This is a genomic window from Nocardioides pocheonensis (assembly GCF_003725535.1).
In the GTDB taxonomy this organism is placed as follows: domain Bacteria; phylum Actinomycetota; class Actinomycetes; order Propionibacteriales; family Nocardioidaceae; genus Marmoricola; species Marmoricola pocheonensis.
The window spans coordinates 14,309-29,975 of sequence record NZ_RJSF01000040.1 but is presented as its reverse complement, the minus strand read 5'-3'; the positions used below and the strand labels follow the sequence as shown (position 1 = coordinate 29,975).

The following is a 15,667-nucleotide window of genomic DNA, read 5'->3' as shown; positions in this document are numbered from 1 at the left end:
GCCGTCCGCGGCGCCGGGCCGGTCACCTGACCGGCCCGGCGGCGACCCACCTCCGAGAGGACCTTCGTGGCGACCACCGCCCTCGACGGCACCCCTGCGCACACCAGCGGCGAGCTCCCGCCGGTCGGCCGGCCGGCGCCTGCGTTCACGCTCGTCGGCGCTGACCTGCGTGAGCTCTCGCTCGCGGACCTCGCCGGGCGCGTCGTGGTGAGCATCTTCCCGAGCGTCGGCACGGGTGTCTGCCAGGCCGGCCTGCGCCGGTTCAACGAGCTCGCCGCCGGCCTCCCCGACACCACGGTGCTCAACGTGTCGATGGACCTGCCCTTCGCGCTGGGCGGGTTCTGCGCGGCCGAGGGACTGGAGCGCGTGACCGTCGGCTCCGCGTTCCGGTCGTCGTTCGGCGAGGACTACGGGGTGCGGCTCACCGACTCCGCCTTCGAGGGCCTGCTCGCCCGCGCGGTCGTCGTGGTCGACCGTGACGGCACCGTCGTGCACACCCAGCTCGTCGACGACATCGCCCACGAGCCGGACTACGACGCGGTCATCGCCGCGCTCGGCTGAGCCTGGCCTCCAGCCCCTGCTCCGCGCCGCGCATCATCCAGGCGTGGTTGGCCGCGAGCACCGGCTTCGCGACGTACGACGCCCACCGGAACAGGCGTGCCACCGCCTCGACCCGCTGCTCGAAGTCGAGCCGGGTGCCTCCCGCCACCGGGGTCAACCGCCACGAGGCGAACCCGCGGATCGGCCCGTCGATGGCGACGCGGAGCTCGTCGGGGCCGCGGGTCTCGGCGTGCAGGTGCAGCTCGAGGTCGTACGGGAGCCGCGACCGGCAGACGACCAGCGCGTCGTCGGGTCCGACGCTGGCGACCGCGCGCACCTGCGGCCACCAGTCCACGTAGTGCTCGAGGTCCAGCAGCACCTCGCACACCGCGTCCCGCGGAGCAGGGATCACCCACGAGTCGGTGAAGAGGTAGTCGGACGCCCTCACAGGTCGCGGACCGCCGGAGCGACCGTGTCGAAGAACTCGGTCACCCAGGCGACGGGGTCCGGAGCCGGCGGGTGTGCCGGCGGCTGGATCGTGACGAGCTCGATGCCCTGCGCGGCGAACTCACCCATCACGGCGAGGAACGAGTCGGTGTCCGCGACCGGGTCGATGCGCGCCATCGCGGTCCTCCGGATCGAGTCGTAGTCGCGGTCGACGTCGTCGCAGTGCCGGCGCAGCACGTCGAGCTTGTGGCCGATCTCGGCTCCGTCGGCTCCGAACAGGTTCGTCGCGTCGGCGTACTGGGCGACCATGCGCAGGGTCTTGCGCTCACCGTTGCCGCCGATCATCACCGGAGGGCCACCGAGGTGCCCGGAGGTCTGCAGCGGCGGCGGCACGCAGACGGTCTCGGCGAGCGTGAAGTGGTCACCCTCGAATGCTCCGTCGTCGCCGCTCCACATCTGTCCGCAGATCTGCAGGGTCTCCTCGAGGCGCTCGAACCGCTCGCTGGTCGACGGGTACGGGACGCCGAGGCCGAGGTGCTCCCGCTCGTACCACGCCGCACCGATCCCGAGCTGGGCCCGGCCCTCCGACAGCACGTCGAGCGTGGTGACGATCTTCGCGAGCAGCCCGGGGTGCCGGTAGGTGACACCGGTGACCAGCAGGCTCAGGCGGACGCTCTCCGTGATGCCCGCGAGGAAGCCGAGACCGGTGTAGCCCTCCAGCATCGGCTCCGGCGGACCTCCGTAGGGCTCCATCTGGAAGTAGTGGTCCATCAGGGTGAACAGCGCAGCGCCGCCCTGGTCGGCGATGCGGGCGGTCTCCGCCAGCGTCGCCGCGCGCGTCGAGCCGGGAGCGACCGGGAAGCGGGAGTAGTGGATGCCGATGTCCATGGGCCCATCATGGCGGGTGGCACGAGACCGGTGGCATAGCGTTGGCCCCATGAGCGACGTGCTGGACCGCGCCCGGGCCTGGGCGTCCGAGGATCCCGACCCGGCGACCCGCGCGGAGCTGGAAGGCCTGATCGCGGCCCACGACCTCTCCGAGCTGGAGGACCGGTTCGACGGCACTCTCGAGTTCGGCACCGCCGGCCTGCGCGGCGCCCTGGGTGCGGGTCCGCAGCGGATGAACCGGGTGGTGGTGCAGCGAGCCGCGGCCGGGCTGGCGGCGTACCTGCGCGACACCGGTGCCGCGACGCCGGGCGCCGCGATCGTGATCGGGTACGACGCCCGGCACAACTCCGACGTGTTCGCCCGGGACACCGCCGAGGTGATGGCCGGCGCCGGCATCCGCGCCCTGCTGATGCCAGGGCCGCTGCCGACGCCGCTGCTGGCGTTCGCGATCCGCGACCTGGGCTGCATCGCCGGTGTCATGGTCACCGCCAGCCACAACCCGCCGCAGGACAACGGCTACAAGGTCTACCTCGGCGACGGCAGCCAGATCGTGCCGCCCGCGGACGCCGAGATCGCCTCCCGGATCGCCGCGGTCGGCGCGCTGGCCGACCTCCCGCGGTCGACGGACGAGGGCCTGGTCGAGGTGCTCGACGAGGGCGTCCTCGAGCGCTACGAGCAGGCCGTCGCGGCCCTGGTCGCCGACGGCGACCGGGCGGCGTACGCCGACCTGCGGATCGTGTACACCCCGATGCACGGCGTCGGCGGCTCCACCGTGCAGCGGGTGCTCGAGCTCGCCGGGTTCGCCGCGCCGCACGAGCCGGCGGCCCAGGCCGCGCCCGACCCGGACTTCCCCACGGTCAGCTTCCCCAACCCGGAGGAGCCGGGGGCGATGGACCTGGCGCTCGCGCTCGCGGCCGAGGTGGACGCCGACATCGTGGTCGCCAACGACCCCGACGCCGACCGCTGTGCCGTCGGACTCCCCGGCCCTCACGGCTGGCAGATGCTGCGCGGCGACGAGGTGGGAGCCCTGCTCGCCCACCACCTGCTCAGCCGGGGCAAGCAGGGCGTCTACGCGCAGTCGATCGTCTCCTCCAGCCTGCTCGGCGCGATGGCGGCCGCCGCGGGGCAGCCGCACCAGGAGACGCTCACCGGGTTCAAGTGGATCAGTCGCGTGCCCGGGCTGGCCTTCGGCTACGAGGAGGCGCTGGGCTACTGCGTCGACCCCGAGCACGTGAAGGACAAGGACGGCGTCTCGGCGATCCTGCTGGTGCTCCAGCTCGCGGCGCAGGTCAAGGCGCAGGGCCGCACGCTGCGCGACGTGCTCGACGACGTCGCGCGCGCGCACGGCCTGTACGCCACCGACCAGCTGAGCGTCCGGTTCGCCGACCTCGCGGAGATCCCGGCCACGATGGCTCGCCTCAGGGAGGCGCCCCCGACGGTGCTGGGTGGCCTCGCGGTCGAGCGCGTCGATGACCTGGCGACCGGCAGCGCCGACCTGCCGCCCACCGACGGCCTGCGGTACGTGCTCGCCGACGGCGGCCGGGTGATCGTGCGGCCGTCGGGCACCGAGCCGAAGATCAAGTGCTACCTGGAGGTCGTGGTTCCGGTCGCCCCTTCGGCAGGCTCAGGGACCGGGAGCGCAGGCTCAGGGACCGATGACACGGGCGGGGTGGACGCCGCCCGCATCTCCGCGGCCGGTCGTCTCGACGCCATCCGCGCCGACGTGCAGAAGGCGGCCGGCCTGTGAGCGGCGCGCTCGCCCGTCTGTACAACGAGCGGGTGCTGCCGTTCCTCACCGCCGTGTCGTGCTCGGACCGGTCCACGGGGCGCTGGCGCGAACAGGCGCTCGGCGACGTGTCCGGCGACGTGCTCGAGGTCGGCTTCGCCAACGGCACCAACCTGCTGCACTACCCCCGCTCGGTACGCCGCGTGTACGCCGTCGAGCCGTCCGACGTCGCCTGGCGCCGTGCTCGGCGGCGGATCGAGCGGTTCGGCCGACCGGTCGAGCGGATCGGCCTCGACGGGGCGGTGCTGGCGCTGCCCGACGCGAGCGTGGACGCGGTCGTCTCGGCGTACACGCTGTGCACGATCCCGGACCTGCAGGCCGCGCTGCACGAGATGCGCCGTGTGCTGCGCCCCGGCGGCTCGGTGCACTTCCTCGAGCACGGGCTCGCGCCGGACGCCGAGGTCGCGGCCCGGCAGCACCGGATCACGCCACGCTGGAAGAAGATCGCCGGCGGCTGCCACCTCGACCGCGACATCCCCGCCCTCGTCGAGGACGCCGGCTTCAACCTCTCCGACCTCGAGTCGTTCTACCTGCCCGGTCCCGCGTTCGCGCGACCGTGGGGTTGGTTCATGATCGGTCGCGCCGAACCCATGCCATGAGCCGGCTCGGCTCCCGCGGCTCGTCCTCATGACCGGCGCACCGGTCAGCCCTGGGGACGTTGCGCATCACCTGGTCGACGTGCTGCCCACAGCCCGCCCAGGTGACCTTGCCGCAGCTCCGGCACCGCTTCGCGTGACACATCTCGGGTCCTCTCGATTGGTTGCTTGGATACCCCTGGGGGTATAGTAGCCGACATGACAAAGCCCCGCGAAGTCGTGATCATCGGAGGCGTGGCCGGCGGCATGTCCGCCGCCACCCGTCTCCGCCGCCTCGACGAGCACGCCCGGATCACGGTGCTCGAGCGCAGCGGCCACGTGTCGTTCGCCAACTGCGGCCTGCCCTACCACGTGGGCGGCGTGATCGAGGACCGCGAAGCCCTGCTGCTGCAGACTCCCGCGTCGCTGCGTGAGCGCTTCGACCTCGACGTGCGGGTCTCCCACGAGGCCGTGCGGATCGACCGTGAGCGCCGCGTCGTGGTCTCCCGCGACCTCACCACCGGCACCGAGCGGGAGCACCCGTACGACGCGCTGGTGCTCTCCCCCGGCGCCCGCCCGGTGCGCCCGCCGATCCCGGGCATCGGACGCGCCCTGACCCTGCGGGACATCGAGGACACCGACGCGCTGGTCGCCGCGACCGCCGGCGCACGCAGCGCAACGGTGATCGGAGGCGGGTTCATCGGGATCGAGCTCGCCGAGAACCTCGTCCGCCGCGGCCTGCGGGTGACCGTCGTCGAGGCCACGGACCAGGTCATGGCGCCCCTCGACCCCGAGATGGTCACGCCGGTCCACGACCGGCTCCGCGAGCACGGCGTCCACCTCCGCCTCGGCGTGAGCGTGGCCGAGATCGGTGCCGACACCGTCACGCTGTCCGACGGCAGCACGGCACCCGCCGAGCTCGTCGTCGCCGCGGTCGGCGTACGCCCCGAGACCGCCCTCGCAGAGGCCGCCGGCCTCGAGATCGGCCCGGCCGGCGGCATCGCGGTCGACCCCACCCTGCGCACCAGCGACCCGGCGATCTGGGCCGTCGGCGACGCGGTCGAGAAGCGCGACGGACTCACCCACGAGGCGGTGCTGGTGCCGCTCGCGAACACCGCCAACCTGCAGGGCCGGATGGTCGCCGACCTGATCTGCGGGCGGCCGGCGCGCCTGCGCGACGTGAACGGCACCGCGATCGTCGGCGTCTTCGGGCTCCAGGTCGCCACCACCGGGTGGAACGAGAAGCGGCTGCGGGCCGCGGGGAGGCCGTACCGCGCGATCCACGTGCACCCCAACGCGCACGCCGGCTACTACCCCGGCGCGGAGCAGATGGCGCTCAAGCTGCTCGTGGACCCGGTGACCGACGCGATCCTCGGCGCACAGGGGGTCGGCACCGACGGGGTGGACAAGCGGATCGACGTGATCAGCACCGCGATGGCCGGCGGCCTCACGGCCAGCGAGCTCGCCGGACTCGAGCTCGCCTATGCACCGCAGTTCGGGTCGGCGAAGGACCCGGTCAACATGCTCGGCTACCTCGCGGAGAACCTGGCCGACGGGGTGACCCGCACCGTCCAGTGGCACGAGCTCGCCGACCGGATGGCGGCGGGCGCCGTGCTGCTCGACGTGCGCACACCCGCCGAGCACGCCGCCGCCCCGATCCCGGGCAGCGTCCTGGTCGAGCTCGACACGCTGCGCGACCGGCTCGACGAGATCCCGCCCGGCCCGGTCATCGTGCACTGCGGCGTCGGCCTGCGCGCCCACACGGCCGCCCGGCTGCTCGCCCAGCACGGCTTCGACGTGGCCAACCTCGACGGTGGCCACCGCACCTGGCAGGCGGGCGTCCGGGCGACGGCGCGGACCCACGGCCGCACCCGGGTCGAGCCCGGCCTCAGAGCAGCAGGCTGACCACCAGGCCGACGACGAGGACCAGCAGGAGTCCCAGCTCGGGCCAGGCCCAGCTGCGGGTCGGCGTACCGGAGGGTTGGGAGCGCTCGCGCGCCTGGTCGGCGGCGAACAGGATCTGCTCGACGACGAAGTCGGCGGTCATGTCCGGGTCCAGCTGACCCTTCTGCGGGCGGGTCGCCTCGACCGGTGTCGAGATCCGGGACCCGCCGAGCCCGGGCAGGCCGATCGTGTCGCGGGTCGACGGACGGGCGTGTCGCAGCGACCGCGCCGGCCGGCCCACGGCCACGCCGTCGAAGCGCCGGTCGTCGGTCCAGACCCGGGTGACCGCCCGCACCGCGACCCGCCGCACCGTCACCAGCGGCACGTGCCAGGAGAGGAACGGGTTGCGCAGCTCGAGGTCGGCCGACCTGATCACCAGCCGGGGCCGGAGCATGAAGCACCAGACGAGCAGCCCGAAGATGGCCGCGCCGAGCCCGAACCGCACGCCCCCGAGCCCGTGGCCGTCGACGAGCACGTCGACGACCGACGCCGCGGCCAGCACCACGCCGGTCCAGCCCAGCGCGGTGCCCGAGGTCGGCCGGAACGAGCGTTCGTCGCCCGTACCGGCACCATCCGCCTCCGCGGCCCTCGCCATCACGTCGCTCAGCCTAGACTGGCGAGGGTGACCACCTTGAAGGCAACGGCGCCCTCACCCGGTGCGACGACGTTCGCGCAGGAGACCGCCAGCGACGCGGCACTCCGACGCTTCCTCCACGGCCTGCCCGGCGTCGACCAGGTCGGCGCCGAGCAACGCGCGGCCTCGCTCGGCACCCGGTCGATCAAGACCGAGTCCAAGAGACAGGCCATCGACCTCGCGATCAGGATGGTCGACCTGACCACCCTCGAGGGCATGGACACCCCTGGCAAGGTCCGCGCGCTGGCGGCCAAGGCGATGCGACCGGACCCGGCCGACCCGTCCTGCCCGTCGACCGCCGCGGTGTGCGTGTACGGCGACATGGTCGGCGTCGCGCGCGAGGCCCTCGGGGTCTCGGCAGGCTCGACCGCCGGACGAGTGCACGTCGCGGCCGTGGCGACGGCCTTCCCGAGCGGCCGTGCGCCGCTGGACGTGAAGCTCACCGACACCCGGGACGCCGTCGAGGCCGGCGCCGACGAGATCGACATGGTGATCGACCGGGGGGCGTTCCTCTCCGGGCGCTACCTGCAGGTCTACGAGGAGATCGTCGCGGTCCGCGAGGCGTGCGTCCGCGCCGACGGCAGCAGCGCCCACCTCAAGGTGATCCTGGAGACCGGCGAGCTGCAGACCTACGACAACGTGCGTCGGGCCAGCTGGCTCGGCATGCTCGCCGGCGGCCACTTCATCAAGACGTCCACGGGCAAGATCCAGCCGGCGGCGACCCTGCCGGTGATCCTCGTGATGCTGGAGGCGGTGCGCGACTTCCGCGACACCACCGGTCAGCAGGTGGGGGTCAAGCCGGCCGGCGGCATCCGCACCAGCAAGGACGCGATCAAGCACCTCGTGATGGTCAACGAGGTCGTGGGCAGCGACTGGCTGGACCCCGACTGGTTCCGGTTCGGCGCGTCGACGTTGCTCAACGACCTCCTCATGCAGCGCACCAAGATGCAGACCGGCCGCTACTCCGGCCCCGACTACTTCACGTTGGACTGATCCCGATGCCCTTTGAGTTCGAGTACTCCCCCGCCCCCGAGGCGCGCACCGTCGTCGACATCAAGCCGTCCTACGGGCTGTTCGTGAACGGCGAGTTCGTCGACGGCAACGGCCGGTCGTTCAAGACGGTCAGCCCGAGCACCGAGGAGGTGCTCGCCGAGATCGCGGAGGCCGACGAGGCCGACGTCGACGCGGCGGTCAAGGCCGCCCGGCGCGCCTACACCCGGGTCTGGTCGAAGATGTCCGGCGCCGAGCGGGGCAAGTACCTCTTCCGGATCGCGCGGATCCTCCAGGAGCGGGCCCGCGAGTTCGCCGTGCTGGAGTCGATCGACAACGGCAAGCCGATCAAGGAGTCCCGCGACGTCGACGTACCGCTGGCGGCTGCGCACTTCTTCTACTACGCCGGCTGGGCCGACAAGCTGGAGTACGCCGGCCTGGGCCCGGCGCCGCAGCCGCTCGGCGTCGCCGGGCAGGTGATCCCGTGGAACTTCCCGCTGCTGATGCTGGCCTGGAAGATCGCGCCGGCCCTCGCCTGCGGCAACACGGTGGTCCTCAAGCCGGCCGAGACCACACCGCTGACCGCGCTGCTGTTCGCGGAGGTCTGCCAGCAGGCCGACCTGCCGCCCGGCGTGGTCAACATCGTGACGGGTGCCGGCGAGACCGGGCGCGCGGTGGTCGGCCACCCCGACGTCGACAAGGTCGCGTTCACCGGGTCGACCGAGGTGGGCAAGGCGATCGCCCGCACGGTGGCCGGGAGCCGCAAGAAGGTCACCCTCGAGCTCGGCGGCAAGGGCGCGAACATCGTGTTCGACGACGCGCCGGTCGACCAGGCCGTCGAGGGCATCGTCAACGGCATCTTCTTCAACCAGGGCCACGTCTGCTGCGCCGGCTCCCGCCTGCTGGTGCAGGAGTCGGTCGCCGACGACGTGCTCACCCGCCTCAAGCGCCGGATGAGCACCTTGCGCGTCGGCGACCCGCTGGACAAGAACACCGACGTCGGCGCGATCAACTCTGCCGAGCAGCTGGCCAAGATCCGTGAGCTCTCCGAGATCGGCGAGGCCGACGGCGCGGGCCGCTGGTCGGTCGAGTGCGAGCTCCCCAGCACCGGCTACTGGTTCGCGCCCACGATCTTCACAGGCGTCACGCAGGCCCACCGGATCGCCCGCGAGGAGATCTTCGGCCCGGTGCTCAGCGTGATCACCTTCCGCACGCCCAAGGAGGCCGTCGAGAAGGCGAACAACACGCCGTTCGGCCTGTCCGCGGGCGTCTGGAGCGACAAGGGCTCGCGGATCCTGTGGACGGCCTCGCAGTTGCGGGCCGGCGTGGTGTGGTCCAACACGTTCAACAAGTTCGACCCGGCCAGCCCGTTCGGTGGCTACAAGGAGTCGGGCTACGGCCGCGAGGGCGGCCGCCACGGGCTGGAGGCCTACCTGCGATGAGCACGCGACTCGACGTCAAGAAGACCTACAAGCTCTACATCGGCGGGCAGTTCCCGCGCTCGGAGTCCGGCCGGTCCTACGTCGTCAACGACGCCAAGGGGACGTTCCTGGCCAACGCATCCCAGGCCTCGCGCAAGGACGCTCGCGACGCCGTCCTGGCAGCCCGGGCGGCGTTCGGCGGCTGGTCCGGCCGCACGGCGTACAACCGCGGGCAGGTGGTCTACCGGATCGCCGAGGTCCTCGAGGGGCGCCGCGACCAGTTCGAGGCCGAGCTGCGCGCCGCGGAGGGGCTGAACGCTGCGAAGGCGCGCACCTACGTCGACGCCGCCGTCGACCGTCTGGTCTGGTACGCCGGCTGGGCGGACAAGATCGCGCAGGTGACCGGCAGCGCCAACGCGGTCGCCGGCCCGTACTTCAACCACTCCGCACCCGAGCCCACCGGCGTGGTCGCGATCGTCGCGCCGAGCGGTCCCCTGCTCGGGCTGGTCAGCGTGGTGGCGCCGGTGATCACGACCGGCAACACCTGCGTGGTCATCGCCAGCGAGCCGCACCCGCTCACCGCGATCACGCTCGGCGAGGTGATGGCCACCAGCGACCTGCCCGGTGGCGTGGTCAACGTCCTCACCGGCTCGGTCGCCGAGATCGCGCCGTGGCTGGCCTCGCACATGGACGTCAACGGCCTCGACCTGACCGGCGTCGCCGACCCGGACCTCGCCCGCTCGCTGGAGGAGGCGGCCGCCGACAACCTCAAGCGCGTGCGCCGCCCCGGCGTGGAGGACCTGCTCGCCGCCCCGGCCCTCGACCGGATGACGACCTTCCTGGAGACCAAGACGGTCTGGCATCCGATGGGGATCTGAGGCTCAGCGCCCCCGTCGGCGGCTCGGCCCGCGGACCGCCTCGGCGCTGTTGATCCGGCGACCCCGCATCATCAGCACCGCCTCGGCCCGGCTGCGCGCGTCGAGTGCGGCGAGCACCGCGGCCACCTCCCGCTCGGCAGTGCGCAACGACACCGAGACCGCGCGCGCGATCGCGTCGTCCTTCTCGCCCAGGCAGATCAGTCCGGCCACGTCGAGCTGGCGCTCGGTCAACGGCGGCTTCTCGCCCGGGCCCAGGATCGGCTCGCACTGCGGCACCGTCGCCAGCCACAGATCGGTGACGGCCTCGACCAGCGCGGATGCCTCGGTGAACCAGGTCACCCGGTTGCCGTCCGCGTCGTCGACGCCACCGACGAGCGCCGCGCTCTCGTCGATGACCACCGCGCGCAGGAAGCAGGGGCCGAGCAGCGTGCCGGGGAAGATCGAGGACAACAGCGGGTGCGTCGCGACGGTGGCGGGCCGGGTGATCAACTCGAACTCGACCCCGCGACTGCAGGCGAGCCGGGTGAGCGGTACGCCGGGGTCCTCCGGGTCGTAGCCGTACTGCGGCTGCAGCACGCGGATGGACTTGGCGGCCATGGGCTCCAACCGGGTCAGCTCCTGGGCGATCGCGGCGGACCCGACGATCGGCCGCAGCCCGCGGTGCCGATCGGAGGCCCGCTCGGCCAGCAGCCGCACGATGTCGGCCGACAGCCGCCGCAGGTCTGCGACCTCCGGCGGCTCGGGTACACCGAGGACGGGAACCTGGGAGGGGTCCATGTCGGTGTCTGTGCCCAATCCATCGCGGGAGATGTCGCCGAACGCGACGTGATCGACCGGCGCCGTGGGCTCCCCCGAGCACCGGCGGCGCCGGTCGAGCACAGTTTCGGCCCCCGGAACGCCGCGTGTCAGCGGACCGAGGCTCTTTGGCGGTCATCCGCCATCCGTGTCGACGTCGGCCGTTCGGGCAGAATGTCCCGGTGCCCGCTCAGGTGATCGTCCTCGCCGGTCCGTCCGGGTCGGGCAAGTCGCACCTCTCCGGACGGCTTGACCTTCCGGTGCTGAACCTCGACGACTTCTACAAGGACAGCGACGACCCGACGCTGCCGTGCCTCGACCTCGGCGGCGGCGCCCCGATCGTCGACTGGGACTCCCCCGCCTCGTGGCACCACGCCCAGGCGGTGGAGACCATCGAGCGCCTCTGCGCCCGGGACGCGGCGAAGGTGCCGACCTACGACATCGCGACGAGCCGGCGCACCGGACACCGCGTCCTCGACCTCGGCGGTGCCGGACACTTCGTGGCGGAGGGGATCTTCGCCCAGGAGGTCGTTGCGGCGTGTGAGCAGGCGGGGCTGCTGGCCGCCGCGATCTGCCTGACCCAGCACCCGGTGGTGACGTTCGTCCGCCGGCTGAGCCGTGACCTGCGCGAGCACCGCAAGCCACCCGGCGTGCTGGTCCGCCGGGGCCTGCACCTGCTCAAGGAGCAACGCCGGGTGGTCGCCCACGCGGAGGCGCTCGGATGCCGGGCGATGCACCCGGAGGCGGCGTACGAGGAGATCAGTGCCCTGGTCCGACGACCAGGCCGAACGCGCTGACGATCGAGGGCGCCGACCGCGCCTGTTGCAGGGGCGGTACGCCGAGCACCTCGGCGTACAGGCGCGCGAGGGAGTAGTGGTCGAGGGGTGAGCTGACGACGACGTGGTGCAGCTGCGGGTTCACCAGCGTGGTGAGCACGAAGTTCCCCTGGTCGTGGTCGTCCTCGTCCGCCGTGACCACGACGAGCAGCCGGCCCGAGGTGAAGTCCGGCCCGGCCATCACCTCGCCGAGGACGGTGCGCAGCCAGGCGTCGGCGGTGGCCGCCGGACAGTCGTGGGCGTCGCTGCAGGTGTTCGGCACGACCATTCCGGCGTTCGGCAGCCGCCCCGCACGGACGTCGGCGGACAGCCCGGTCATCGGCAGGTCGTGCCGGCGGCAGGCCGCACGCTCGCGGACGTAGTAGGTCCAGGGGTTGTGGCGGACGGCGTACCGGCCGGCGCTGGTCGTGAAGCAGGGTCCCGGCATGTCCTCGGCGTACACGGTGGCGGTGCGGTGCGCGGCCAGCGCCTGGCCGAAGACCGACTGGGCCGCCAGGGGGTGCGCGGAGGGATCGTGGTCGTCGGTCACGCCGAAGGTCGAGCCACCCGACATCGCCAGGTAGTTCGGCAGCGAGGGGTGGGACGTGGCGCGGTAGCCGGTCGCGTAGCCGTACCGCTCACCGAGGCCTGCGGTGTACGGCATCTCCCGGCGCATCGCGTCGAGCCCGTGGTTCTCGACCACGACGACCAGGAGCTTGTCGATCGGGACCGGGCCGGTCTCGCCGGTTGGTGTGGCTGCGGGCGTGCCCGGGGTCGCGACGGTCGCCGGGCCGGAGCTCGGCGCGCTGGTCGGAGGACCAGTGGTCGTCGGGCTCGTCGCCGCTGAGGGCTGGGACGAGCCTGACGAACCGGTGCCGCCGCACCCGCCGAGCAAGGCCGCGACGGCGACCGCCGCCAGCACGCGGGTGAGCACGTCAGCCCCGCAGCGCGGCGTACCCGGGCTTGATGACCTCGTTGATGATCCGCAGGCGCTCGTCGAAGTGCACGAAGGCGGACTTCATCGCGTTCACGGTGAACCACTGCAGGTCGTCGAGGTCGTAGCCGAACGCCTCGACCAGCGCGGCCATCTCCTGGGTCATCGACGTGCCGCTCATCAGCCGGTTGTCGGTGTTGACGGTGACCCGGAACCGCAGGTCGGTGAGCAGGCCGATCGGGTGCTCGGCGATGGAGGCCGCGGCGCCGGTCTGCACGTTGGAGTGGGGGCACAGCTCGAGCGGGATCCGCTTGTCGCGCACGTACGCCGCCAACCGGCCCAGCCTGGGCGCGGCCGCCTCCCCTGAGCCCGGCGGCGCGTCCACCGTGATGTCGTCGACGATCCGGACGCCGTGGCCGAGCCGGTCGGCGCCGCACCACTGGATCGCCTCCCAGATCGACGGCAGGCCGAACGCCTCGCCGGCGTGGATCGTGAAGTGGGCGTTCTCGCGCTGGAGGTACTCGAACGCGTCGAGGTGCCGGGTCGGCGGGTAGCCGGCCTCCGCGCCCGCGATGTCGAAGCCGACCACGCCCTCGTCGCGATGGGCGACCATGAGCTCGGCGACCTCGCGCGAGTTCGCCCTGTGCCGCATCGCGGTCAGCAGCTGGCGGACCGCGATCGCGCCACCGGTGGCGGCCTGCCCCTCGTCGAAGCCGCGCTGGACCGCGGCCACCACCTCCTCGAGGGTCAGCCCGCCCTCGAGGTGCTGCTCGGGGGCGTAGCGGACCTCGGCGTACACGACGCCGTCGGCGGCGAGGTCCTCGACGCACTCCCGCGCCACGCGGGCCAGGTTGTCCGCCGTCTGCATGACCGCGACGGTGTGGTCGAAGGTCTCCAGGTAGCGCTCGAGCGAGCCCGAGTCGGCGGACTCCGTGAACCACCGGCCCAGTGCCTCCGGTTCGCCGGCCGGCAGCTGGTGGCCGGCCTCGGCGGCCAGCTCCACGATCGTCTGCGGCCGCAGGCCGCCGTCGAGATGGTCGTGGAGCAGGACCTTCGGAGCCCGCCGGATCAGCTCACGGGTAAGTTCTGCCATGCAGTCATCCAAGCACCCCGGTCGACCGGCGGTGCCGTGCCAGCCAGGAGTGTCGTCGATGCGCGTGTTCACCACCTTCGAGGAGATCGAGGCCGCGGCCGGTGAGGAGATCGGCACCACGGACTGGGTCGAGATCACCCAGGAACGGGTGAACCAGTTCGCCGACGCGACCGGTGACCACCAGTGGATCCACGTCGACGAGGAGAAGGCGAAGGCCGGGCCGTTCGGCGGCACCATCGCCCACGGCTACCTCACCCTCTCGCTGGTCCCGTGGCTCGGCTCGCAGGTCTTCGGCCTCGAGACCCCGGGCGCCAAGCTCAACTACGGCGTGAACAAGGTCCGCTTCCCCAACCCCGTCCTGGTCGGGTCGCGGGTCCGCGCGAAGGTCACCGTCGGCGAGGTCACCGACCTGCCGGCCGGCAAGCAGCTCACCCTGCGCTACGTCATCGAGATCGAGGGCCAGGACAAGCCGGCCTGCGTCGCGGAGACCGTCGTCCTCCTGCTCCCCTGACCGTCGAGTTGGGGGAAACCGCCCTTCGAGTGGGGTGAAACTGCCCTGGGCGAGGCCCGTTTCCCCCTACTCGAGGGGCGGTATGACCCCACTCAACGGATGCGGTCGTGGATCAGCGGGGTCGCGGCGTACGCCGTGCCGGCGGGGGCGATGTCGAAGCCGCCGTCGAGGGAGGCCAGCGCGCGCTGGAAGCGGTCCGGCTCGTCGGTGTGCAGGGTGAGCAGCGGCCGACCCTCGGCGACCTCGTCGCCGGGGCGGGCGTGCCACTCGACGCCGGCTCCGGCTTGCACGGCGTCGCCGAGCTTGGCGCGGCCGGCACCCAGGCGCCACGCAGCGAGGCCGACCGCCATCGCGTCCAGCCGGGTCAGCACGCCCGACGCCGGCGCGACGACCACGTGCTGCTCACGGGCCGTCGGGAGCGGCGCGTCGGGGTCGCCGCCCTGCGCGGAGATCATCGCCCGCCAGCTGTCCATCGCAGCCCCCGAGGCCAGGACGTCGGCGGGGTCGACGTCCTCACGACCGGCGCCCGCGAGCATCTCGCGAGCCAGGGCGAGCGTGAGCTCGACGACGTCGGCCGGGCCACCGCCGGCGAGCACCTCGACCGACTCGCGGACCTCCACCGCGTTGCCCGCGGTCAGGCCCAGCGGCGTGGACATGTCGGTGAGCAGAGCGACCGTGCGCACCCCGGCGTCGGTGCCGAGCGCGACCATGGTCTCGGCCAGCTCGCGGGCGCGGTCGAGGTCCTTCATGAACGCGCCGGTGCCGACCTTGACGTCGAGCACCAGGGAGCCGGTGCCCTCCGCGATCTTCTTGCTCATGATCGAGCTGGCGATCAGCGGGATCGCCTCGACCGTGCCGGTGACGTCGCGGAGCGCGTAGAGCTTCTTGTCCGCGGGAGCCAGCCCGGTGCCGGCGGCACAGATCACGGCACCGACGCTCTCGAGCTGGGCCAGCATCTCCTCGTTGGACAGCGACGCGCGCCAGCCCGGGATCGACTCGAGCTTGTCCAGGGTGCCGCCGGTGTGCCCGAGACCGCGGCCGGACAGCTGCGGGACGGCGACGCCGCAGGCCGCGACGAGCGGGGCCAGCGGCAGCGTGATCTTGTCGCCCACTCCCCCGGTGGAGTGCTTGTCCGCCGTGGGGCGCGAGAGCCCCGAGAAGTCCATCCGCTCCCCCGACGCGATCATCGCGGCGGTCCAGCGCGCGATCTCGCGACGGTTCATGCCGTTGAGCAGGATCGCCATCGCCAGCGCCGACATCTGCTCGTCGGTCACCGCGCCGCGCGTGTAGGCGTCGACGACCCAGTCGATCTGGCCGTCGCTGAGCTCGCCGTGGTCACGCTTGGCGACGATCACCTCGACGGCGTCGTGGGCTTCGGTCATGGTCGTTCCTCTCGTCGTGAGGTTTCGAGGCTCG

16 protein-coding genes are annotated in these 15,667 nt (G+C 72.6%); 9 read left to right on the top strand and 7 right to left on the bottom strand.

What is annotated here, in order from left to right:
• The first annotated feature begins 66 nt into the window (after nt 1-66).
• Nucleotides 67-561 (top strand): thiol peroxidase, encoded by a 495-nt coding sequence (gene tpx / locus EFL26_RS10980; RefSeq protein ID WP_123222939.1) that lies wholly within the window; start codon nt 67-69, stop codon nt 559-561.
• Here tpx and EFL26_RS10975 read toward each other — a convergent pair.
• Together EFL26_RS10975 and EFL26_RS10970 are read right to left on the bottom strand one after the other, a co-directional pair.
• Complete coding sequence (locus EFL26_RS10975) at nt 542-988, bottom strand: SRPBCC family protein (protein WP_123222938.1); 447 nt, start codon at nt 986-988, stop codon at nt 542-544. The genes tpx and EFL26_RS10975 overlap by 20 nt on opposite strands.
• On the bottom strand, nt 985-1,875 hold the full coding sequence (locus tag EFL26_RS10970; protein ID WP_123222937.1) for an LLM class F420-dependent oxidoreductase: 891 nt from the start codon (nt 1,873-1,875) through the stop codon (nt 985-987). The genes EFL26_RS10975 and EFL26_RS10970 overlap by 4 nt, the downstream gene beginning before the upstream one ends.
• Nucleotides 1,876-1,924: 49 nt before the next feature.
• On the opposite strand from EFL26_RS10970, the gene EFL26_RS10965 reads away from it, so the two are divergent.
• The 3 genes from EFL26_RS10965 (at nt 1,925) to EFL26_RS10955 (ending at nt 6,141) form a co-directional block, all read left to right on the top strand.
• Nucleotides 1,925-3,622: a phospho-sugar mutase gene (locus EFL26_RS10965; RefSeq protein ID WP_123222936.1), complete on the top strand. Its 1,698-nt coding sequence runs from the start codon at nt 1,925-1,927 to the stop codon at nt 3,620-3,622.
• Entirely contained in the window at nt 3,619-4,260 is a 642-nt protein-coding gene (locus EFL26_RS10960) for a class I SAM-dependent methyltransferase (protein ID WP_246000149.1), read from the top strand. Before EFL26_RS10965 ends, EFL26_RS10960 begins: the two co-directional genes overlap by 4 nt.
• 195 nt (nt 4,261-4,455) lie before the next feature.
• A complete protein-coding gene (locus EFL26_RS10955) occupies nt 4,456-6,141 on the top strand; it encodes an FAD-dependent oxidoreductase (protein WP_123222935.1) in 1,686 nt (561 codons plus the stop codon).
• On the opposite strand, the gene EFL26_RS10950 is transcribed toward EFL26_RS10955, so the two are convergent.
• Nucleotides 6,125-6,778, bottom strand: a complete 654-nt coding sequence (locus EFL26_RS10950; RefSeq protein ID WP_148046687.1) for a hypothetical protein — start codon at nt 6,776-6,778, stop codon at nt 6,125-6,127. The two genes, EFL26_RS10955 and EFL26_RS10950, sit on opposite strands and share 17 nt — an antisense overlap.
• A 24-nt stretch (nt 6,779-6,802) precedes the next feature.
• Here EFL26_RS10950 and deoC point away from each other — a divergent pair, with 24 nt between their 5' ends.
• Genes deoC through EFL26_RS10935 form a run of 3 tightly spaced genes read left to right on the top strand, consistent with a single transcriptional unit; the run spans nt 6,803 to nt 10,103 of the window.
• The gene (deoC, locus tag EFL26_RS10945) at nt 6,803-7,807 is read left to right on the top strand and encodes a deoxyribose-phosphate aldolase (RefSeq protein WP_246000148.1); all 1,005 of its coding nucleotides are present in this window, start codon (nt 6,803-6,805) and stop codon (nt 7,805-7,807) included.
• A 5-nt stretch (nt 7,808-7,812) separates the two neighbouring features.
• The gene (locus EFL26_RS10940; RefSeq protein ID WP_123222933.1) at nt 7,813-9,246 is read left to right on the top strand and encodes an aldehyde dehydrogenase family protein; all 1,434 of its coding nucleotides are present in this window, start codon (nt 7,813-7,815) and stop codon (nt 9,244-9,246) included.
• Complete coding sequence (locus tag EFL26_RS10935; protein ID WP_123222932.1) at nt 9,243-10,103, top strand: aldehyde dehydrogenase family protein; 861 nt, start codon at nt 9,243-9,245, stop codon at nt 10,101-10,103. Before EFL26_RS10940 ends, EFL26_RS10935 begins: the two co-directional genes overlap by 4 nt.
• A gap of 3 nt (nt 10,104-10,106) precedes the next feature.
• On the opposite strand, the gene EFL26_RS10930 is transcribed toward EFL26_RS10935, so the two are convergent.
• Nucleotides 10,107-10,880 carry a LuxR C-terminal-related transcriptional regulator gene (locus EFL26_RS10930; RefSeq protein ID WP_123222931.1) on the bottom strand — a complete coding sequence of 258 codons (774 nt, stop codon included), beginning with the start codon at nt 10,878-10,880 and terminating at the stop codon, nt 10,107-10,109.
• Between the two features lie 200 nt (nt 10,881-11,080).
• On the opposite strand from EFL26_RS10930, the gene EFL26_RS10925 reads away from it, so the two are divergent.
• A complete protein-coding gene (locus EFL26_RS10925; protein WP_123222930.1) occupies nt 11,081-11,695 on the top strand; it encodes a uridine kinase family protein in 615 nt (204 codons plus the stop codon).
• Here EFL26_RS10925 and EFL26_RS10920 read toward each other — a convergent pair.
• A complete protein-coding gene (locus EFL26_RS10920; protein ID WP_246000147.1) occupies nt 11,658-12,647 on the bottom strand; it encodes an alkaline phosphatase family protein in 990 nt (329 codons plus the stop codon). The genes EFL26_RS10925 and EFL26_RS10920 overlap by 38 nt on opposite strands.
• Nucleotide 12,648: 1 nt before the next feature.
• Nucleotides 12,649-13,740, bottom strand: a complete 1,092-nt coding sequence (locus tag EFL26_RS10915; RefSeq protein WP_123222929.1) for an adenosine deaminase — start codon at nt 13,738-13,740, stop codon at nt 12,649-12,651.
• A 58-nt stretch (nt 13,741-13,798) separates the two neighbouring features.
• Between EFL26_RS10915 and EFL26_RS10910 the strand changes: the two genes are divergently transcribed.
• Nucleotides 13,799-14,251, top strand: a complete 453-nt coding sequence (locus EFL26_RS10910) for a MaoC family dehydratase (protein WP_123222928.1) — start codon at nt 13,799-13,801, stop codon at nt 14,249-14,251.
• 92 nt (nt 14,252-14,343) lie between these two features.
• On the opposite strand, the gene EFL26_RS10905 is transcribed toward EFL26_RS10910, so the two are convergent.
• Entirely contained in the window at nt 14,344-15,633 is a 1,290-nt protein-coding gene (locus tag EFL26_RS10905) for a thymidine phosphorylase (RefSeq protein ID WP_123222927.1), read from the bottom strand.
• Nucleotides 15,634-15,667 lie beyond the last annotated feature (34 nt).